General features: G+C 50.2%; 14 protein-coding genes. 7 read left to right on the plus strand and 7 right to left on the minus strand.

Translation table 11 applies throughout. The annotated features are described in order from the left end of the window. Nucleotides 1–130 precede the first annotated feature (130 nt). Complete coding sequence (gene porU2 / locus EFA69_RS05645; RefSeq protein WP_123132123.1) at nucleotides 131–5,119, minus strand: putative type IX secretion system sortase PorU2; 4,989 nt, start codon at nucleotides 5,117–5,119, stop codon at nucleotides 131–133. A gap of 21 nt (nucleotides 5,120–5,140) precedes the next feature. Next, complete coding sequence (locus tag EFA69_RS05650; RefSeq protein ID WP_148041272.1) at nucleotides 5,141–6,220, minus strand: putative type IX sorting system protein PorV2; 1,080 nt, start codon at nucleotides 6,218–6,220, stop codon at nucleotides 5,141–5,143. Between the two features lie 287 nt (nucleotides 6,221–6,507). On the opposite strand from EFA69_RS05650, the gene EFA69_RS05655 reads away from it, so the two are divergent. After that, nucleotides 6,508–6,846, plus strand: a complete 339-nt coding sequence (locus EFA69_RS05655) for a PadR family transcriptional regulator (RefSeq protein ID WP_123132124.1) — start codon at nucleotides 6,508–6,510, stop codon at nucleotides 6,844–6,846. Nucleotides 6,847–6,848: 2 nt separating this feature from the next. Then, entirely contained in the window at nucleotides 6,849–9,335 is a 2,487-nt protein-coding gene (locus tag EFA69_RS05660) for a PspC domain-containing protein (RefSeq protein WP_123132125.1), read from the plus strand. 284 nt (nucleotides 9,336–9,619) lie between these two features. Here the strand turns inward: EFA69_RS05660 and EFA69_RS05665 are convergent, their stop codons facing one another. Both EFA69_RS05665 and mce read right to left on the minus strand, forming a co-directional pair. Continuing rightward, entirely contained in the window at nucleotides 9,620–11,050 is a 1,431-nt protein-coding gene (locus EFA69_RS05665; protein ID WP_123132126.1) for a CCA tRNA nucleotidyltransferase, read from the minus strand. A gap of 484 nt (nucleotides 11,051–11,534) precedes the next feature. Then, complete coding sequence (gene mce, locus EFA69_RS05675; protein ID WP_123132128.1) at nucleotides 11,535–11,936, minus strand: methylmalonyl-CoA epimerase; 402 nt, start codon at nucleotides 11,934–11,936, stop codon at nucleotides 11,535–11,537. 120 nt (nucleotides 11,937–12,056) lie between these two features. Between mce and EFA69_RS05680 the strand changes: the two genes are divergently transcribed. The 4 genes from EFA69_RS05680 to EFA69_RS05695 all read left to right on the plus strand — a co-directional run bounded on the left by EFA69_RS05680 (nucleotide 12,057) and on the right by EFA69_RS05695 (nucleotide 14,584). Then, entirely contained in the window at nucleotides 12,057–13,271 is a 1,215-nt protein-coding gene (locus EFA69_RS05680) for an IscS subfamily cysteine desulfurase (protein ID WP_317125621.1), read from the plus strand. Nucleotides 13,272–13,392: 121 nt separating this feature from the next. After that, nucleotides 13,393–13,806, plus strand: a complete 414-nt coding sequence (iscU, locus tag EFA69_RS05685; RefSeq protein WP_123132129.1) for a Fe-S cluster assembly scaffold IscU — start codon at nucleotides 13,393–13,395, stop codon at nucleotides 13,804–13,806. A 24-nt stretch (nucleotides 13,807–13,830) separates the two neighbouring features. Then, nucleotides 13,831–14,238 (plus strand): hypothetical protein, encoded by a 408-nt coding sequence (locus EFA69_RS05690; RefSeq protein ID WP_123132130.1) that lies wholly within the window; start codon nucleotides 13,831–13,833, stop codon nucleotides 14,236–14,238. A 19-nt stretch (nucleotides 14,239–14,257) separates the two neighbouring features. Further along, the gene (locus EFA69_RS05695) at nucleotides 14,258–14,584 is read left to right on the plus strand and encodes a HesB/IscA family protein (protein ID WP_123132131.1); all 327 of its coding nucleotides are present in this window, start codon (nucleotides 14,258–14,260) and stop codon (nucleotides 14,582–14,584) included. Between the two features lie 125 nt (nucleotides 14,585–14,709). Here the strand turns inward: EFA69_RS05695 and EFA69_RS05700 are convergent, their stop codons facing one another. From EFA69_RS05700 to EFA69_RS05710, 3 genes are all read right to left on the minus strand, one after another. Further along, nucleotides 14,710–16,428, minus strand: a complete 1,719-nt coding sequence (locus tag EFA69_RS05700) for an alpha-amylase family protein (RefSeq protein ID WP_221175677.1) — start codon at nucleotides 16,426–16,428, stop codon at nucleotides 14,710–14,712. Between the two features lie 160 nt (nucleotides 16,429–16,588). Beyond that, nucleotides 16,589–17,050: a YybH family protein gene (locus tag EFA69_RS05705; protein ID WP_123132132.1), complete on the minus strand. Its 462-nt coding sequence runs from the start codon at nucleotides 17,048–17,050 to the stop codon at nucleotides 16,589–16,591. Nucleotides 17,051–17,182: 132 nt separating this feature from the next. Further along, nucleotides 17,183–17,716, minus strand: a complete 534-nt coding sequence (locus EFA69_RS05710) for a YMGG-like glycine zipper-containing protein (protein WP_123132133.1) — start codon at nucleotides 17,714–17,716, stop codon at nucleotides 17,183–17,185. Between the two features lie 381 nt (nucleotides 17,717–18,097). Here EFA69_RS05710 and EFA69_RS20585 point away from each other — a divergent pair, with 381 nt between their 5' ends. Continuing rightward, nucleotides 18,098–18,223, plus strand: coding sequence for a hypothetical protein (locus tag EFA69_RS20585; RefSeq protein ID WP_262696968.1), 126 nt, complete (start codon nucleotides 18,098–18,100; stop codon nucleotides 18,221–18,223). Nucleotides 18,224–18,283: the final 60 nt, after the last annotated feature.

Genomic DNA, 18,283 nt, shown 5'->3' on the forward strand with positions numbered 1-18,283 from the left:
AGTGGGAAAGATAAATTAGAAGCCAGAGACTCAGTATAAAAGAAAATGCCCACTGCAAACAGTGGGCATTTTCTTTTGGCGTTTTGCGTTTAGGGGCTCTTTTTTGAAAAACAGCCCCTAAACGTATGGTTTACCTCAGGATATAGATTTTACCGTACCCTTTCTTAAAGGCTTTATCGCCACTGGTGCCACGGTGCTTCATTTCCTCAGGCCCATTGTCAATCACGACCCGGTAGAGGTATACTCCGTTGGCGAGGCGGTCCCCAAATTCATCAGTACCGTCCCAGGCGAACTCAGAGATGTTGTTTCCGATCTTGATGGCTCCCAATTCTTCCTTCTGAATCTCCCTGATCACCTTCCCGGTCACGGTCATGATCTGAATTTTCATCTTAGCAGGAATGGTACTGCCCGTCAACGTGAACACAAACCGAGTCTTAGACGAGAAAGGGTTAGGGTACGGATAGAAATTGGAGATAGTAGACTCATTTTCCACCATGAAATTGACGCTGTACCGCTCACTGCCGGCGCGTTGGCCCTGCGCATCCACTCCCTGCACCTCCAGGGTATAGGTACCGTTCTCCAACTTCTCCGGCTGATACTCTACCCTGAAATCTTTCTCGCCATCGGCGGGGAACCACCGGATGTTCGGGTTCGCCCTTACGTCCAGTTCCTCAAAGTCGGCACCGGGCTTTTTGAGGTATACTTTCATGGAAGCAGGATCAGTGATAGGGATTTTGCGGTTGTTGTCTTTGAGCACCATACTGATCAAGGGACTCGGCGACACCAGATCCCCGTCCAGAATACGAACCCCATCAAACACCACATCCAGCACCGGCGGCATCCCAGCCGACACCTCGCTGGTGAAAGGTAGCTCCAGCGTGTTGTTCAGGTAATTCTGCTCTGGCAATAACCTTGGGTTTACCGTTACCCGTAACCGGTTGCTGCCTTTGAGATTGAGCGTGGAGAATTTGTGGTTGAAGAAAACCGTATCTTCCTTCTCCAGCGGCATTACCCTAAACCTTTTCACGGTGCTGCCGCCGTTGGCATCAAACAGGGTGGTCTCTACCGTTAGGGAGTCTGAGAAGCTGATGTCACTCACGTTATGAAAAGCGAAATCCAGGTTCACCTCGCCGGTGGCAGCTTGCTCAGAGATTTTCTGGTACTTGCTTACCCCAACCAAATCTGGGCGCAACAGCCCTTCGGGCACCCCTTCATACAACACGGTCCATTGGCTTAACTGCGGTGCCGTTCTGAGGCCTTCGTCCATGAGATTTAGCCTCAGTTTGAGGTAAGGATAAGTAATCGCACTCACATTATCCAAGGTATAGGTAGAGGCCTTCACATCTGAAGCCAACACGGTTTCCTGGGCATCTTTGTCTATCCCAATAATGTCTAATTGGTAACTGTCTGTGTCTTCCAGCTTCATTTGGTAGTGCAGAGATCTCCATTCAGTGGCAGGCCCAATCAATGAAGAGGTAATGGTGCCCTGCTGGTCTTTCACCTGCAGAACTTTTTCTATTTGCACGGCCTGCATGTTGCGTGGCGTAGTGTCTGTATCAGTTGCCCCCATTTCAAGAGCACTACCAGAAGCTGCCCCTTTCTGCCCCAGCAACACAAACGGATCACCGGTTTTCAACTCATTGATCAACACAGACCCCACTCCTCTAAAAGCTTCCTTCAGGGATGCTTTAAAACTGGTATATGGCACTGAGTTGATCCCTACCAATGCCACGTGGTATCCGGCAGGCACCGCTTTCAGGAATGCTTCCAGTTTGTCTTGGTTAGAAGATCTTGATAAATCTGCGAACTGGTAAACGAACAATCCGGCCAGACCACATCTACTACCTGTGTTCTCAGGCATGGCGGTATAAGGCTCTAACGTGACATTGTTGAACACCATGGCCAATATATTTGGTCTGGTATAGCCGCAATTGTCCCAGAAGAAGGCATTGTTGTCAATAAAAATCCCAAAGGGAGCGCTTTTAGACATGGGCAATCCGCCTCCGCCACCTTTTATCAAGATGCTTTTGTACAGTGGTGTGAAGTCTAACCTATTGTCTTTGTTATTAATCTCAATTTTTGAGATACTAGCTTTATCTAACTGCCCCAACTTGGCCTGTGACCACCCATTCTGACTTTCTGGAATATGCCGGAAGGAGCTCATAGCCCAAACGGCTTCTTCATCGTCAGCAATAGTATTGTATTTCAACCGCCAGAAGTACACCATGCTATCTTTAGGCATCCCCGTTTCCGGAAGTTCAACTTCCCAGACAGGTAACAAGGAGGCTGTCACTGTATGACTCTTCTTCCAAGGGCTATCAAAAGTACTTGTGGTGTCTATCTCAAAATAATAATCTCTGGCAGCTGTAAGCAGATCTGTGGATTGCCCCACCAGTTTTACCTTGTTAGCAGACACAATCCCGTATTCATGCGGAGCCAGTGCCACTACCCCACTTCTTGGAAAGAACATTTCCAGAGTAGCCTGGTTGTTGGTTTCATCTATTTCAGCAATGGTGTCTGTATGATCCAGTTTTATTCTGAAGGTATTGACACCGGCGGCATCTGTTGTTCTGCCCTCCAATTCCAACTGAAGCGTTTCCCGGTAGAATACCGGTGGCACTTTGATACGGTCATACAATAGCTCAGTCCCGTTTTCAAGGGTGCGTGTTACAGACACATACCAAGGTGATGTACTCACTTTCCCCAGGTTTCTCACATCTACGGACAGCACAAACTTTTCTGAGGTGGCGGTAACAGGTTTTCCGTCTGGAGAAGCAATTTTCATTCCTCCATTCACAACTGTGTAATCTGGTTTCTCGGGTGCAAAAAGCACCAGCGCCGGATCTGTTTGTAAAACCATTTGCATGGCCATGGCTGTTGCATGATTTCCGGAGAGCTTCTCTGATATGTTACGCAACACCTCATTATGCTGCACCCCTAACGACTTCCCGTAATAACTGGAGTCTGCAAACGTGGTTTGGTAAAAGTAGGTACTGAATACATTCAACAGATCTGGGTACCCGTAACTGGCGTGCCCTACAAAGGCAATAGCACCTTTGTCTGCCGTTAGAAGCCAATCCTCCCCAAATGATTTACCAGGAATAAAGCTGTTCCCTACGTTACAGCCGTTCATTAAGATCATGGGATACTTCCCGTTATTCCGGTAGCCAGACAATACATTTGACACCAATCCTATGTCTAAGTCTGAGGTAGTGGTGGAACTGTGCCCAAAGAAAGTGATCAGACTTAAACCAGCATTCAGCTCTTTCGCCACATTGACGGTATCCAAACCAGCAGTAGAGCTTCTGATTTTAGTGACCACATTCGCACCCAGCCACTTGCCTTCCGCAATCTGCTCATATGAACGGAGATAAGCGGCTAACTTATTGCGCTCTGCCCCCTCTGTACCACCACCTAGATGAAGAATATTCTTCCTCCAATCCAAGTTCTGCGGCAGGCTTTCATGTTGTTTGATTTTAGCCAGAAAATTGAGTACTTCTTGCGCAGAATTTGCGGGAATACGTCCTGTGGCTACTTTAGGAATATATTTTCCCGTTTCCCAGTCAGCGGTAAAGAAGACATCAGAACCAGGAGTACCACCGGTGGGTACCAAATCTTTCACCGTAAGCGCACTTGGGTTATTTCGAACTCTTATATCATCTGCCTCCAACCCCTTACCTATCAAAAACAGATATTCAGGTTTGCCGTTTGCTATCATGTACTTCATGTATCTCCTAATGGCGGCGGGAGATTTATCTCCATAAAAGAACTGGTTATAAATCTGACCTACCTCCATGGTGAGCGTGTCATACCCCCCACCCAGAGCGGAGGCTCTATACGCGGCATAGTCTTTCACTGGATTAGTGGAAGAACCACTAGACTGCATCAGGATCTCATGGGAGATAATCAAATAATTGGCCTGACTACCGGCAACAGATCTGAACTTTATCTCTCTGGCAGGTGACGGAACTAAACTGTTCCCAGACCATAACATTCCTTTTTGGAAACCTTCAGGAAATACGAAGCCTTTTTGGACACCGGCTACCGTACCAGAGATTCTTTTAATATTTGTCTGTGAAGTGACGTCATAGCCTATTGCATTTGCAGCGGTGCCACCGCCAAAAACATAAAAAAGAGGAGCCGTGGTAGGGGCTTCTGTACTCAGAGGTAAGCCTTGGGTGGTTATCGTGTTTGACTGAGCGTAAATTGTCTTGAAATAGACAGTGCGGAACCGGGAGGCAGTATTTTTCGCGGTGATACGGAGCACAAGCTTTCCGTCTGTGGCAAAGTCTGTGGCGGCTAAGGTGAATTGACTCTTTGTAGCGCCAAATCCATTCATTCTTACTGTTCCCACAAGTCTTTCCGCTCCCCCTGGGGGTCTCACAAATACATCCACTTCGTGGCTGTTGCTATTGGCCCCCACAAACGCGATCTCCACTTTGGGAGCCACTCCTCCACTAAATATATTGGAAACCATACCGGGCAGGTTAAAGGTGAACCCTGCGGTAGAGCCGCCCGTGTACCCTTCGCCTGCATCCATCCAGGACATATAGTTCTCACCATACCGCTCCCCTTTCGCATATTCACCATTGTCAAAAAAGATATACTCCTGCAAATGCCATGGCTCTGGTGTTAAACCGGCAGAGCTTTGGTTATAGGCCTCCATCCTTTTACCGGGCGTGGAGGACCAGGTCAGGAAGTAGGCGGCGGTATCGGTATATAAGCTGTAGTAGGGGTTGATGTGGTGGCGGTCCGCATCTTTGTATAGCTCCCGGTCTAAGGTTCCATCGTTCTTCTCACCGTAGAACTCAATGAAATCATTGTTGTCAAAAGAACCGTCTGCCTGACCTTCCACATGTATGGCAACCTCCTGACCGCGGCGGTAAAGCTGAAAGTTCTGTGGGTTCACGCCTGTGATGCCGGCTGCCTGCAGATAAGTGTAATCCAACCTGTAAATACCTGTGGCAGGTACTTTTATTTTATAGTATTTCTGGCTGTAGTTGATCCACTCATTTCCGTAGACTTGCTGCTGCCCAAAGGAAGGTTGTACCAAGCCAACCATAGCCAAGGCCAGAAAAGAAATTAGGAAGAGGTATTTTAACTGGAAAGGTGTTTTCATATTACTCACTCGCACGAAAAATCAATCAAAACTATAGGCCAAAGAAACAATCACGGAAGAGACTTGGGAGTTATCAGAGACCTTGGACAGGGCCAAATCTAACTGCAAGTCATGGGTGGCAACTCCTACCCCAAAGTTGGGTTGCGGTTTCCAGCTGCTTTTCCCGTTGAGGTCTTCAATCTTCTGGACATTGTTGAGTCCGCCGCGGACATACACAGCATTGGCATACCCCACCTCAACCCCAATTTTAGGATCTACTGAGACTACCCCGGTAGAGATAAGGGTATTGCGTTTCCCGTCTGTGGTCACTTCCAGATCAGTAGCCACTAGGGCCGAGAACTTTTTGGCAAACTGGAAAGAGCGTCCAACCCCCAAAATCAGGCGGGGCAGCGTTACTTCTATGCTGTTGGCGTTGAAGGAATTCTCTTCCTGCAGATAAGTAGCCTCCAGTTCATCTGGATTTAGCTTCCAGGCGGTGAAGGTGGTGGTGATGTCTTTGGCCATTAACCCAAAATGCCAGTTACCCCGGCGCAGCTGTGCTCCGGCATCCAAGCCAAACCCCCAGGCGTTCGCGAATTTTCCTACGTTGCGGTAAATGATTTTGGCATTGGCCCCCAAAGTAAGGCCGGGGATGAGATTGCTTCTACGGGCATAGGAAGCCTGAAATGCGTAATCGGCTACGGAGAAGAACTCAATACTGTCGTACTGGATAGCCCCGTACTCATTCTGCAGACGCCGGGTATCAGCAATATCATCCACCCCCACTCTAATCACCGAAAAAGCCAGAGCGCTGGCAGTATCCAGGTTGGTGGCATAGGCGGCATAATCGTTCTTGATGATGCCCGCAAACAGCTCAGAGTGCATATATACGGCATTATGGCGCTTGGGCATGCCCACCAGGCCTGCCGGGTTCCAGAATCCTGCCGTGGCATCGCGCACAATGGCTGATTGGACTCCTCCCATTCCTAAAGCCCTGGCTCCTACCCCTATGTTGAGGAACTCGTTGCTGTACTTAGGCGCAGAAATATCCTGGGCCTGAACTGCGTCAGAAAACAGGAGTGAAACAAGAAGAAAAAGGATGGGTACAAATTTTTTTATCATAAAGGACACTTAATAATTCAATATACGGGATCAGGCAGCAAATATAGAGTTACCTCTCTATTAAATAACATTTTACCTTACGGCTTATTACAACCATTTCTCCTTCTCTGTTCCACAAATACCATATTTCTTGCAGGCCTTTTTCTGTTTCTGCCCCCGTTGCCCCCTACGTGTTTACCACAATGAGAATTTACCTGGAAACGGCAACAAAAAATATATTTTAACAGTACCTTGTTTTACATAGTACCTAGTTATATATTTGTATCAATCATTCAGACTCACAGACCATGAAAGTAGAAAACACACAAGTGCAGATGCGGAAAGGGATTCTGGAGTACTGCATTCTGGAGATCATCGCCCGCGGCGAGGTCTACGCCTCTGACATGCTGGAGGAGCTGACCGCCGCCAAGATGATTGTTGTGGAGGGTACGCTTTACCCCTTGCTGACCAGACTGAAGAACGCCGGACTCTTAGACTACTCCTGGGTGGAGTCCACCTCAGGGCCGCCCCGCAAATACTACAAACTCACCGCCACCGGCACCGAGTTCTTAGAGCAGCTCCGCCTTACTTGGCAGGAACTGGTAGATTCCACCACCTTCATCATCAACCGCAAGAAATCCAACTAGCCATGAAAAAGAACATAAGTGTCAACCTGCAAGGCATGATCTTCCATGTGGAGGAAGACGGCTACGAGATGTTGAGTCAGTACCTTGCCGCCATAAAGACTTACTTCTCTTCTTATGAAGGGCATGAGGAGATTGTGGCAGACATTGAGTCACGCATAGCAGAGATCTTCTTCTCGCGTCTTAACCCCGGCAAACAGGTGATTTCGCGCGAAGACGTACAGGCTCTCATCGCTCAGATGGGAACCATCGCAGATTTTGAGACCGTGGTGGAACCAGATGAAGCCGAGGCTTCTACCGGTCAGGCCCAGGGTGCTACGCCTCCTCCCTTTGCCGCCGCCCCTATAGAGCAAAAACGCCTGTACCGTGATGTAAACCGCAAGATACTGGCGGGGGTGGCTTCTGGCATTGCCAACTACCTGCAGATGGACCCCATCTGGGTCAGGCTGGCGTTTGTGCTGCTGGTGCTGGGCGTGCCTTTCACTGGTGGGTTCACCTTATTAGGCGTGATTCTCTACGGCATTTGCTGGGTGGCTCTGCCTGAGAACGAGTCTCTGCCAGATATTCCGGTCCGCAAACTTTTCAGAGACCCCGTTGACAAGAAATTAGGCGGGGTGGCCAGCGGCATAGCCATCTACTTTGGGGCAGACGTGGCCATTATCCGGCTGTTGTTCCTGGTGTTCTTCTTCATCTTCGGGATTGGGTTACTGCCTTACATCCTTCTCTGGATAGCCGTACCAGAGGCCAAAAGTATTACAGAAAGGATGCAGATGCAGGGAAACCCCGTCACGCTCTCCAGCATTGAAGAATCTGTGAAAAATAGCTTGCACATGCAGGACGCCAACGGACAGGAGAGCACCTTGGCAAAAGTACTGCTATTTCCGGTACGTTTGGTCTCACAGGTGATCAAGGCGCTGTCCAGAGTGCTTAATCCGTTGATGGCAGCCTTGGTCACCATTGTGCGGGTATTTGCCGGACTCATGATGATGGTAGTGGCCGGTAGCTTCATGGTGGCGCTGCTGGTGGCCCTCATGGTGGGCTTGGGTGTCTTTGAGCAGCCGGAATATTTTAATTTCGGGGAGATTCCTGCTTCGGCTTTCTTTAATGCGGTGCCGTCTTGGCTGGTGTGGGCAGGCTTCTTCACAGGCATTATTCCGGCGCTGTTACTGTTTCTGCTGGGCGTTGGCTTGCTGGCCAAAAAGTTCTTCCTGCGCCCTACGGTGGGCTGGTCAATGCTGGGGGTTTGGTTACTGGCTACCGCGGCGCTTATCACCGGTATCTTCACTACCGCCCGCTACTACCAAGAGTCTGGCGAGTACGTGCAAGAGCAGAGCTTCCCTGTGGCGGCCCACAACACACTGGTATTCAACATCAGAGAATCCTCGCATGACTACGGTCACCGCATGAACGTGACGCTGGAAGGATACAACGGCACAGACGTTAGATTGGTGCAGACGTTCAAGTCCAGAGGTCTGAACGAGGAAGACGCCATCAAAAATGCCCAGATGATCACGTACAAACTGGTGCAGCAAGACTCGGTTCTCCGCTTTGATGATGCTTTCACCTTCAAGCCAAACGCCACCTTCCGTGACCAAGACTTAGACCTGAAGATTCTGGTGCCGGAAGGCAAGCAGCTGCGCTTCTCAGAAGGATTCGCGAACCATTTCGCCAATGCGGTCACCAATGGAGAATACAACGCAGATGATCTGTCTGGCAACACCTGGCAAGTAAAAGAAGGCCGTCTGGTTTGCCTCACCTGTAGCGTGGTAGACACCGCCGCCCAAGCCTCCGGCGCTAAGCCCACCGTGGCCGCCAGCTTAGACGATGACCTTTCTATCCTGAAAGATGAGTATGACGGAGTCTCCAAAATCTACAACGTGCGTGAATTTGAGGAAATTGAAGCGGGCGGCGCTTACCACATTCGGGTGCGGCAGTCATTCCGCCACCACGTGCGGGTAACGGGCACCGAGAAAGAGCTGGAAAAACTACAACTGAGGGTGCAGAACGGCGTGCTCAAAATCAAACGCGACTCTGAGTTCCTGCGGCTCTGGGAAATGGGCCAGCAACCTGTCTTGATTGAAGTAGAAACCCCAGACCTTTCCACCGTGGACATCAGTGGGGCTGCCAAGGCCGAGATCATAGGGTTTGCCCCTGAGAGCTTCACCATCAAGCAGTCCGGGGCCAGTGAGGTGGCCTCCAACATCAGCACCGGTCAGTTAGACGTGGACATCAGCGGGGCCGCCAAAACCCTGCTCAAAGGCCACGCCGATGACTTGGCGGTAAATGCCAGCGGTGCCAGCCATGTGGAAGCTTCAAAATTGGTTTCGGTGAGAGCCAATGTAGACTTGAGCGGGGCCAGCGAAGGCGTGTTCAACGTGAAAGAACGTCTGGTGGCCGAGGCCAGCGGGGCCAGCTCAGTGCAGTACCTAGGCGAAGTACAACAGGTAGACACAAATCAATCGGGCGGCTCCCACATCAGCCGCAAGAAATAAGCTTTGCGTTTAGGGGCTCTTTTTGGAAAAAGAGCCCCTAAACGCAAAGTACCCAAGGCACTCTTTTTTGGATTTCTTGAGCTGCTTTGGCATGAGGAGGACGCGCTTCTGGCAAAGTCCTCCTTTTTTGTTTTAGGGCACCCAGTAGTTCCTGAGGTTATCCCTCCATGATCTGGAACTTCGTCTGCTCCAGAAAAAAAACTGAGGCTTTGCGTTTAGGGGCCGTTTTTGCGAAATCGGCCCCTAAACGCAAAGCCTCAGTTTATGTAAAACTTTAGATGAGCTTACGCCGAAGCCACCGGCGTTAAGCCCAGCTTTTTGCCTCTTTCCAGCAGAAACGCAAAGGCTTCCTCATATTCATTCCGGATCTCGCCTTCCAGAATGGCCTCCGTGATGGCGTTCTTCAGAATACCCACTTCTTTAGACGGAGAAATCCCGAAGGTCTGCATGATCAAGTCGCCGGTAATGACTGGTTGGAAATTGCGTAGCTGGTCTTTCTCCTCCACCTCCTTCAGTTTCTGCTCCACCTTGGCAAAGTTTTGCAGGTAGCGCTTCACCTTGTCACTGTTCTTGGAGGTGATATCGGCTTTGCAGAGCTGCATGAGCAGGTCAATATCGTCACCGGCCTCAAACAACAAGCGCCGGATGGCAGAATCGGTGACGGTTTCCTTCACCAGCGCGATGGGCCGCAGGTGCAGCCGCACCAGTTTCTGCACCTGTTTCATGTGGTCGTTGAGGGGCAGTTTTAAATCGGCGAAGATCTTGGGCACCTGGCGCGCCCCGCGGTCTTCGTGGCCGTGAAAGGTCCAGCCTACTTTCTCGTTGTAGCGCTTGGTCTCTGGTTTGGCGATGTCATGCAGGATGGCGGCCCAGCGGAGCCAGAGGTCATCAGAGACGTCGGCCACGTTGTCCAGCACTTGCAGGGTATGGTAAAAATTGTCTTTGTGCGAGTTCTTGTTGATGGTCTCCACGCCCTGCAGTTTCACCATCTTGGGGAAGATGAGGTGCAGCAACCCACTCTGGAACAGCAGCTTGAACCCGTAAGAAGGATTCTTGGCCAGAATGATCTTGTTCAGCTCATCTGTGATACGCTCCTGCGAGACTATCTTGATGCGCTCCTTGTTCTCCGCGATGGCGTCAAACGTGTCTGGGTCTATGTCAAAGTTGAGCTGGGTGGCAAACCGGATGGCGCGCATCATGCGCAGCGGGTCATCTGAAAACGTGATGCCCGGCTCCAGCGGCGTCTTAATGTTCTTGCGCCGGATGTCTTTCATGCCCTCAAAGCGGTCAATCAGCTGCCCGTAGGTTTTCTGGTTCAGGCTGATGCCCATGGCGTTGATGGTGAAGTCGCGGCGGTTAAGGTCATCTTCCAGCGTGCCCTGCTCCACTTCCGGCTTGCGGGAGTCTGAACGGTAAGATTCTTTCCTGGCGCCCACAAACTCCACTTCCCAACCATCCTCGGTCTTGAGCATGGCCGTCCCGAAGTTCTTGAACACGGCCACTTTGGGTTTGTTGGGCAGTTTACTGGCCACCCGCTGGGCTAAGTCAATGCCGTTGCCAATGCAGACCACATCAATGTCTTTGCTGGGGCGCTTAAGCACCAGATCCCGCACGAAACCGCCAATCACGTAGGCCTCGGTGTTCAGTTCCTGGGCGGCTTGGGCCACTACGGCAAAAACAGGATGATCGGGCAAAGAGATGTCGGGCGTGGTCATGGGCAAGAGTCTGATTCAAAATTTTATACGCACTGCTTCCGCCGTTGGCGAAGGCTGCGCTCAGGGCTGCAAAGGTAGGGGAACAGACAGGCATTGGCAAACTTGCGCAAGGCACCTGTTTAGGGGCTGTTTTTCTAAAAACAGCCCCTAAACGGAAAGGGAGACTAACGCAGACGTTCACAGGTTCTCCGGAGACGCTAGGTCTGGAGAGCACCGCCGATGGTCATAGGTTGGCGGCGGAAGGGAGCTGCGAGTGACGCGCAACGTATAAGTTTACCTAAATCTCACCTGGTATCCTTTAGGAAAGTAAAATGCGCCTGCAGTTACCACCATACCTACCGGCCAAATCTCTTCTTGACATGGTTCCCACCCGCTTCTAGGCCTAGGTTCCAGACCTCACCGTGCCCAGAGGAACTGCGCCGTCTGGCACCCTTTCCAGTTTTAACCATTTTCTGGAAAAACAGCCCCTAAAGGCAAAAAACCGCTATCCCCGTATCTCCTGGCACAGTTCCACCAAGACTCCGTTCGCTGATTTTGGGTGCACAAAGCAGACTAATTTGTTGTCGGCGCCGCGTTTAGGGGCCTCGTTCAGGAGCTGGAATCCCTGGCTTTTGAGGCGTTCCATCTCGGCGTAAATGTCCTCCACCTCAAACGCGATGTGGTGGATTCCTTCGCCCCGCTTCTCAATGAACTTGGCAATGGCACTGTTTTCAGAAGTGGCCTCCAACAGTTCGATTTTGGTGTTCCCCACGTGGAAAAAAGACGTGTTTACGGCCTCGCTTTCCACTTTTTCGGCTTTATAAGGGGCTATGCCTAATAAATTTTCAAACAAATGATTCGCGTCATTGCAATTTTTTACGGCAATGCCTATGTGCTCTACCTGCATACGGTTTATTTAAACTTATTCTAACTGACGATTTTTGTGTAATTTTGCCTGCAAATCAAACTAACTGAGTCAAGATTCTGTTTTTTGATTAGCCATTACATAGGAAAACTACTGACGAAGATGCTGAAATTTCCGATTTATTTAGATAACAACGCCACCACGCCCATGGATCCGCGCGTGTTGGAGGCCATGTTGCCCTACTTTACCAATCACTTCGGCAACGCTGCTTCCCGCAACCACCCTTTTGGTTGGGCTGCCGAGGAAGCCGTTGATTACGCCCGTGAGCAGATTGCGGCTCTTATCAACTGCAATCCCAAAGAATTGATTTTCACCTCCGGGGCTACTGAATCAGACAACCTGGCCATTAAAGGGGTGTTTGAGATGTACGCTTCCAAAGGGAACCATATCATTACGGCCACCACAGAGCATAAAGCCGTGCTGGATACCTGCAAGCACATTGAGAAACTGGGCGGGCAGGTAACCTATCTGCAAGTGAATTCAGAAGGCTTGATCGACTTACAAGAACTGGAAGCCGCCATCACAGACAAAACCATCTTGATTTCCATCATGTACGGAAACAACGAGGTGGGTGTGGTACAGCCTATCAGAGAAATTGGCCGCATTGCCAAGAAGCACGGGGTGCTGTTCTTCTCAGATGCCACCCAAGCCGTGGGTAAAATTCCGGTAGACGTAGAGGCCGATGGTATTGACCTCATGGCCTTCTCAGGCCACAAAATGTACGGCCCTAAAGGTGTGGGTGCCCTGTACGTACGCCGCAAAAACCCAAGAGTGAAAGTAACCGCCCAGATGGACGGTGGCGGACACGAGCGCGGCATGCGTTCCGGTACCTTGAACGTGCCCGGTATTGTAGGTTTAGGCAAAGCCGCCGAAATCTGCCGCCTGGACATGGAAGCTGACACCGCCCGCATTGTGGCCATGCGTGACCGTCTGGAGCGCGAGTTGCTGCAAATGGAAGAGTCTTACCTGAATGGCAACAAAGAGAGCCGTCTGCCGCACGTGAGCAACATCTCCTTTAAATATGTAGAGGGTGAAGGCCTCATGATGGGCGTGAAAGACATTGCCGTGTCTTCCGGCTCTGCCTGTACTTCTGCTTCTTTGGAGCCTTCTTACGTGCTCAAAGCCATGGGCATGAGCGATGACCTGGCGCACTCTTCCCTGCGTTTCGGCTTAAGCCGTTTCACTACCGATGAGGAAGTGGATTATGCCATCAGCCACGTGAAAGAAGCCGTGACCAAACTCCGTGAACTCTCTCCGCTGTGGGAAATGTTCAAAGAAGGTATTGACCTTGACTCTGTAGAGTGGGCAGAACACTAATTTCAATTGAGAATTAGGAATTGGTAATTAAGAAGTATCAGCTTTGAATTAAAAGCGTATATATTAGTTACTTAACTCTAATTCTCAATTCATAATTCTTCATTTTTAATTAATTAAAGCTATGGCTTATTCAGATAAAGTAATTGACCATTACAGCAACCCACGCAACGTAGGTACGCTGGACAAATCTAAAAACAACGTGGGTACCGGTTTAGTGGGTGCCCCTGAGTGCGGCGACGTTATGCGCCTGCAGATTGAGGTTGACCAGAACCAGGTAATCACCGATGCCAAGTTCAAAACCTTCGGCTGTGGTTCTGCCATTGCTTCTTCCTCTCTGGCTACCGAGTGGCTGAAAGGCAAAACTGTTGACGAGGCCCTGGCCATTGACAACATGGAGATTGTGGAAGAGCTGGCCTTACCGCCGGTGAAGATTCACTGCTCTGTTCTGGCAGAAGACGCCATCAAAGCGGCGATCAATGACTACCGCGTGAAAAACGGTCTGGAGCCATTGGTAGAGGCTAAATCTCACCATTAATCAACCACCTCAAGCCGCACCCGCATGGATGTTTCCACTAACGTGCACGTAGAAAGTGCCCGTATACAGAAGCAGATAGAAGACCATTTAGGTTTAGAGGGAAGTCAGCTGCTGTTTGATTTCCGCCCTATGGAAGACCGGATGCGGCTAGATTTGATTACGGTGAACCCTCGCCACCACCAGTCGTTCCTGTTTCACACAGAGACAGGTTATGACCGGGTGGATGCGTTGCGGAAAATGTGGGAGTACGTGCGCCAGTACCGCGACCAGGAAAGCTCCTTTACCATCCAATGGGTGGCCCGGGGCGAGCGGGAACTGAACACCTCCTACTTCCGGGCGACGAATATGTATGACGCGCTGGACAAACTATATTATGGCCGGGACATCCACACCATCACGGTTTTCAGTGTGGTGCTGAACCCAGTCTCCTAAATTAAGAAAGGATACGCGTATGATTACCGTTTCTGATAAAGCAAAAGAAAAAGTACTCAAGCTGAAGCAAGATGCCCAGCTAGATGATAACTTCCGCCTAAGGGCCTCTGTGGCCGGCGGCGGTTGCTCGGGTCTGTCTTACAAGCTGGACTTTGATGACGAAGTGAAACCCATGGACCAGGAGTTTGAAGACAAGGGCGTAAAGGTAGTGGTTGACATGAAAAGCTTCCTCTACCTGGCTGGCACTGAGCTAGACTTCTCTGACGGACTAAACGGCAAAGGCTTCTACTTCAATAACCCTAACGCCAGCCGTACCTGCGGCTGCGGCGACAGTTTCTCTGTATAATTTGAGTTACCTCTATAAAGCAAAAAGACACCGCATGCGGTGTCTTTTTGCTTTATAGAGGTATTTACGTTTAGAGCCTCTTTTTTGAAAAACAGCCCCTAAACGCACCCTCCCCCATGCTTCTCTCACCTTATGGCACTACCAACCCTGAACCAGTTATAACCATAGCCTTCTAAACGCACGGCATACCCGTTGTTGGTGGCCGTCAGCTTGTTGTTTTGGGTTAAACTGAACAACTCCTTCTCTTTTTCAGACTGCACCGGAAGCTGAATTTGCCGGGCCTCCTTGCTGAAATTATGCACCATGACCACCGCTTTGCCTTGATAGTCATACCTGATGGCCAATACTTCCGGGGAGCCTACCTCCAGTAGTTGCCACTCGCCTAACCCAATTTCAGGGCATTCCCGCCGGATGCGGATGAGGTTGGCAGTCCAGTTGAGTAATGAATTAGGGTCCTGGCGCTGGATGGCTACATTGATTTGCCTGTAGCTGAACGGCTCCTTGTCTATTATGGGTCTAAAAGGTTTGTGAGCGGAGGTGAAGCCAGCATTCTTCTGGTCTGTCCACTGCATGGGCGTGCGTACGGCAATGCGTTCTTTCAATTGAAGATCGTCTCCCATGCCTATTTCATCTCCGTACCTGATCACGGGGGTGCCCGGCAAGGAAAAGACTAAGCTATACGCTAGCTCCAGGCGTTTCCGGTCGTTGCCCAGCATGGGGGCAAGCCGCCGCCTGATTCCCCTATCATAAAGTTGCATGTCTTTCTCCGGCCCAAACGCCTGGTACACTTTATTACGCTGCTCCTCAGTTAAACGGCCCAGGTCAATCTCGTCATGGTTGCGCAGGAAATAAGCCCATTGAGCGGTACCGGGAATCTTTTTAGTATCAGTTAAGGCTTTTTTGAAGGGCTGCACCTCCCCAGTGGCCATGGCATAAAAGAGATATTGGTTCGCGTAGAAGTTGAACATGGTGTGCATGCGGTCGCCCTGCTCACCGAAGTATTCTTTGTTCTCGTCTGGCATCACGTTGGCCTCTCCCAGAATGAGGGCATCGCCTTTGCGCCACTGTACAAACCGCCGGAACTCCGTGATGAGCTCAAACATGTGCTCGGGCTTTTCGGCGCTGGTCTTAGGCAGATCTATGATGAAAGGCACTGCGTCTAGCCGAAAACCGCTCACTCCCTGGTTCATCCAAAAGCCGAGGATGCGTTGTGCTTCAGTGCGCACGTCTGGGTTTTCAAAGTTCAGATCTGGTTGGAAGTTATAGAAGCGGTGGAAATAATATTCGCCGGCTTTCTTATCATAGGTCCAGGTTTCTTTCTGCACCCCCGGAAACGCCATGCCTTTGTTCCAGTCCTGGGGCCGTTCCTTAGACCAAACGTACCAGTTGCGGTATCTGGAGTTTTTGTCTTCCCGCGCCTGCTTAAACCACGGGTGCTGGTCTGAGGTATGGTTCAACACCAAATCCATGATCACTCTAATGCCGTGCTTGTTGGCCTGGTACATGAACTCGGCGAAATCGCCGGGGCTGCCGTACTGCGGGTCTACATCATAGTAATTTGCCACATCATAGCCATCGTCTAACTTAGGCGAAGACTGGAAAGGTGCCAGCCAGATGGCGTCTATGCCCAGAGACTTCAGGTAATCAAGTTGTCCGGTCAAGCCCTCAAAGTCACCAACCCCATCGCCATCGCTGTCTCTAAATGTGCCTACTTCCAGGCTGTAGATGACGCAGTTCTTATACCATAGCTCTTCATTGATGTCATGGGCGGTGTTTTGTGCCCTGGCGGGGCTAACCAAGAAGAGAGCACAAAGCAGGAAATAACAGCAGTACAGTCTTTTCATAGCAAAAAGCTTTTGCTGCCATTTAACGCATTCTTTTCCTGGAAAGGTTAGAGGTTATGGTAAAAGGAACCTCCACAGTGCTTCGGCACCGCCCCACAAAAGCGGAAACGGCCCGAAGAATTGTCTCCGGGCCGTTTCCGCTTGTAAAAAATATGGGAAGTTATTGCTTCACCTGTACCGGATGGTCTTCCAGCTGGGCATAGTGCAGCTTCCAGGCACCTTTGTCGTTCTTTTTCCAGAGGAGCAGGAAGTTTCCTTCTCCTTCGCCACGGGGCAACTGCCGGTCAGAAGGGATCACGTCTACGGTGAAAGTGCCCCCTTCAAAAGCGATGTTCTCATCGGCACCGGAGCTTACCGGGAAAATCTTCAGGTTTTCAATGGTGCCCATGGTTTCCCGCACCCACTTCTGCGACACCTCAGAGCGGCCGCTGTAGTGCACCTCGCCCTGCACAAAATGGGCGTCTTCGGCTAACAAAGTATCTAGCTGCGCGGAGTTACGGCTGTTCCAGGCTCCAATAAATTGCTGGTTCAGTTGCTGCACGTTTACGGCTTCCTTCTTTTCCTCTTTGGTACAGGAGAAAAGGAACAAGGCAAACACGAACATGACAAGTGACGATTTCATAGTTACTGTTTTTAGTGATGTACAACCCCACATACTCGCTTTGAATATTAGGTGTTTCAAATATTTAAGGAATCTTATAAAAAAAGCCCAAGCACGGGGCTTGGGCTGCTATTGGCTTGGCTCCCGCCCTACTTACCAGCTTTTTCTTCTGTATTCAGAATCGGCGTACGGCTTAGAGTAGTCGCCGTAGTTTTCGTTGGGCAGGAAGCTCAGGTTAGACATGCTCATGATCTGTGGCTGACCGGCAGTGTAGCCAGTGTAGGCCATAGTAGCCGGTGCGGCAACGGCAGCGGCCTTAGCAGCCGTAGAAGTTGATTTCTTGGCGCTAGAACCGGCAGACCGGTTAGATGAACTATAGGCATAGGCTCTGTTAGCGGCTACCGTTCTGTTAAACTCTGCTTCTCTTTCAGCGGCTTCTTTCTTGCGTTTGTTGTCAATGATTTTGCCTACTCCGTAACCGGCGGCACCACCCACAACACCTCCTACAACACCACCTACCACGCGGTTCTTCTTATTGATAATAGCGCCCGCAGCAGCCCCGGTACCGGCTCCAATCACAGTTCCTTTGGCTTGTGGACTCCACTTTTTCTTTTCCTGCGCCTGGGCACTATTGAAAGCAACAGACACTAAGAAAATCAGGCTGAATATTAAACTAAGCTTTTTCATAACAGTACTTTTTAGAGTTATTCAAAATTCTCACTCATGTACAGAGCGTTTTCCAATTTCCGTGCCAAAAATGGAAAACCGCTCCAGAAAAGCGGTAACGCCAGGACACTTCCTTCTTTTATACGAAGAACCCGCGTTTGGCTCCCCGTTTTGCTCATCAGGTGCTCAAACGTATTTTGCAATATTTAGATACATGAATATTTAATTTTCTTTGGGGCCATTTCAACGCAAGCACTTCAGCGTGGGATCTTTCTTCCAGTTTTGGGCAGATTTCAGAAAAAGAGCCGCTAAACAGCCAGCCGTTTCTGGTGCGCAGCTATTGCGGTTGGCAGGTTGGTTTTCTACCTTGTGGGAAATCAAAAGCGGTAAAGTCTGAAAACGATGTTAAAATATAGCTTTCTGCTCCGGCACAAGTACGCGAAGTTCATGTTAGCGGCGCTTGCCACCTTCTTCATCTTTCAGTTCGGGAAGCGGGTGGGTGAGTTCCTGTATTATGTAATGAACTAGTTTTCTACCAGAAGCAGTAATGCACCAGTTTGCGTTTTGGGGCTGTTTTGGGAAAAAGAG

It is taken from the genome of Rufibacter immobilis (assembly GCF_003721565.1).
Taxonomy (GTDB): Bacteria; Bacteroidota; Bacteroidia; order Cytophagales; family Hymenobacteraceae; genus Nibribacter; species Nibribacter immobilis.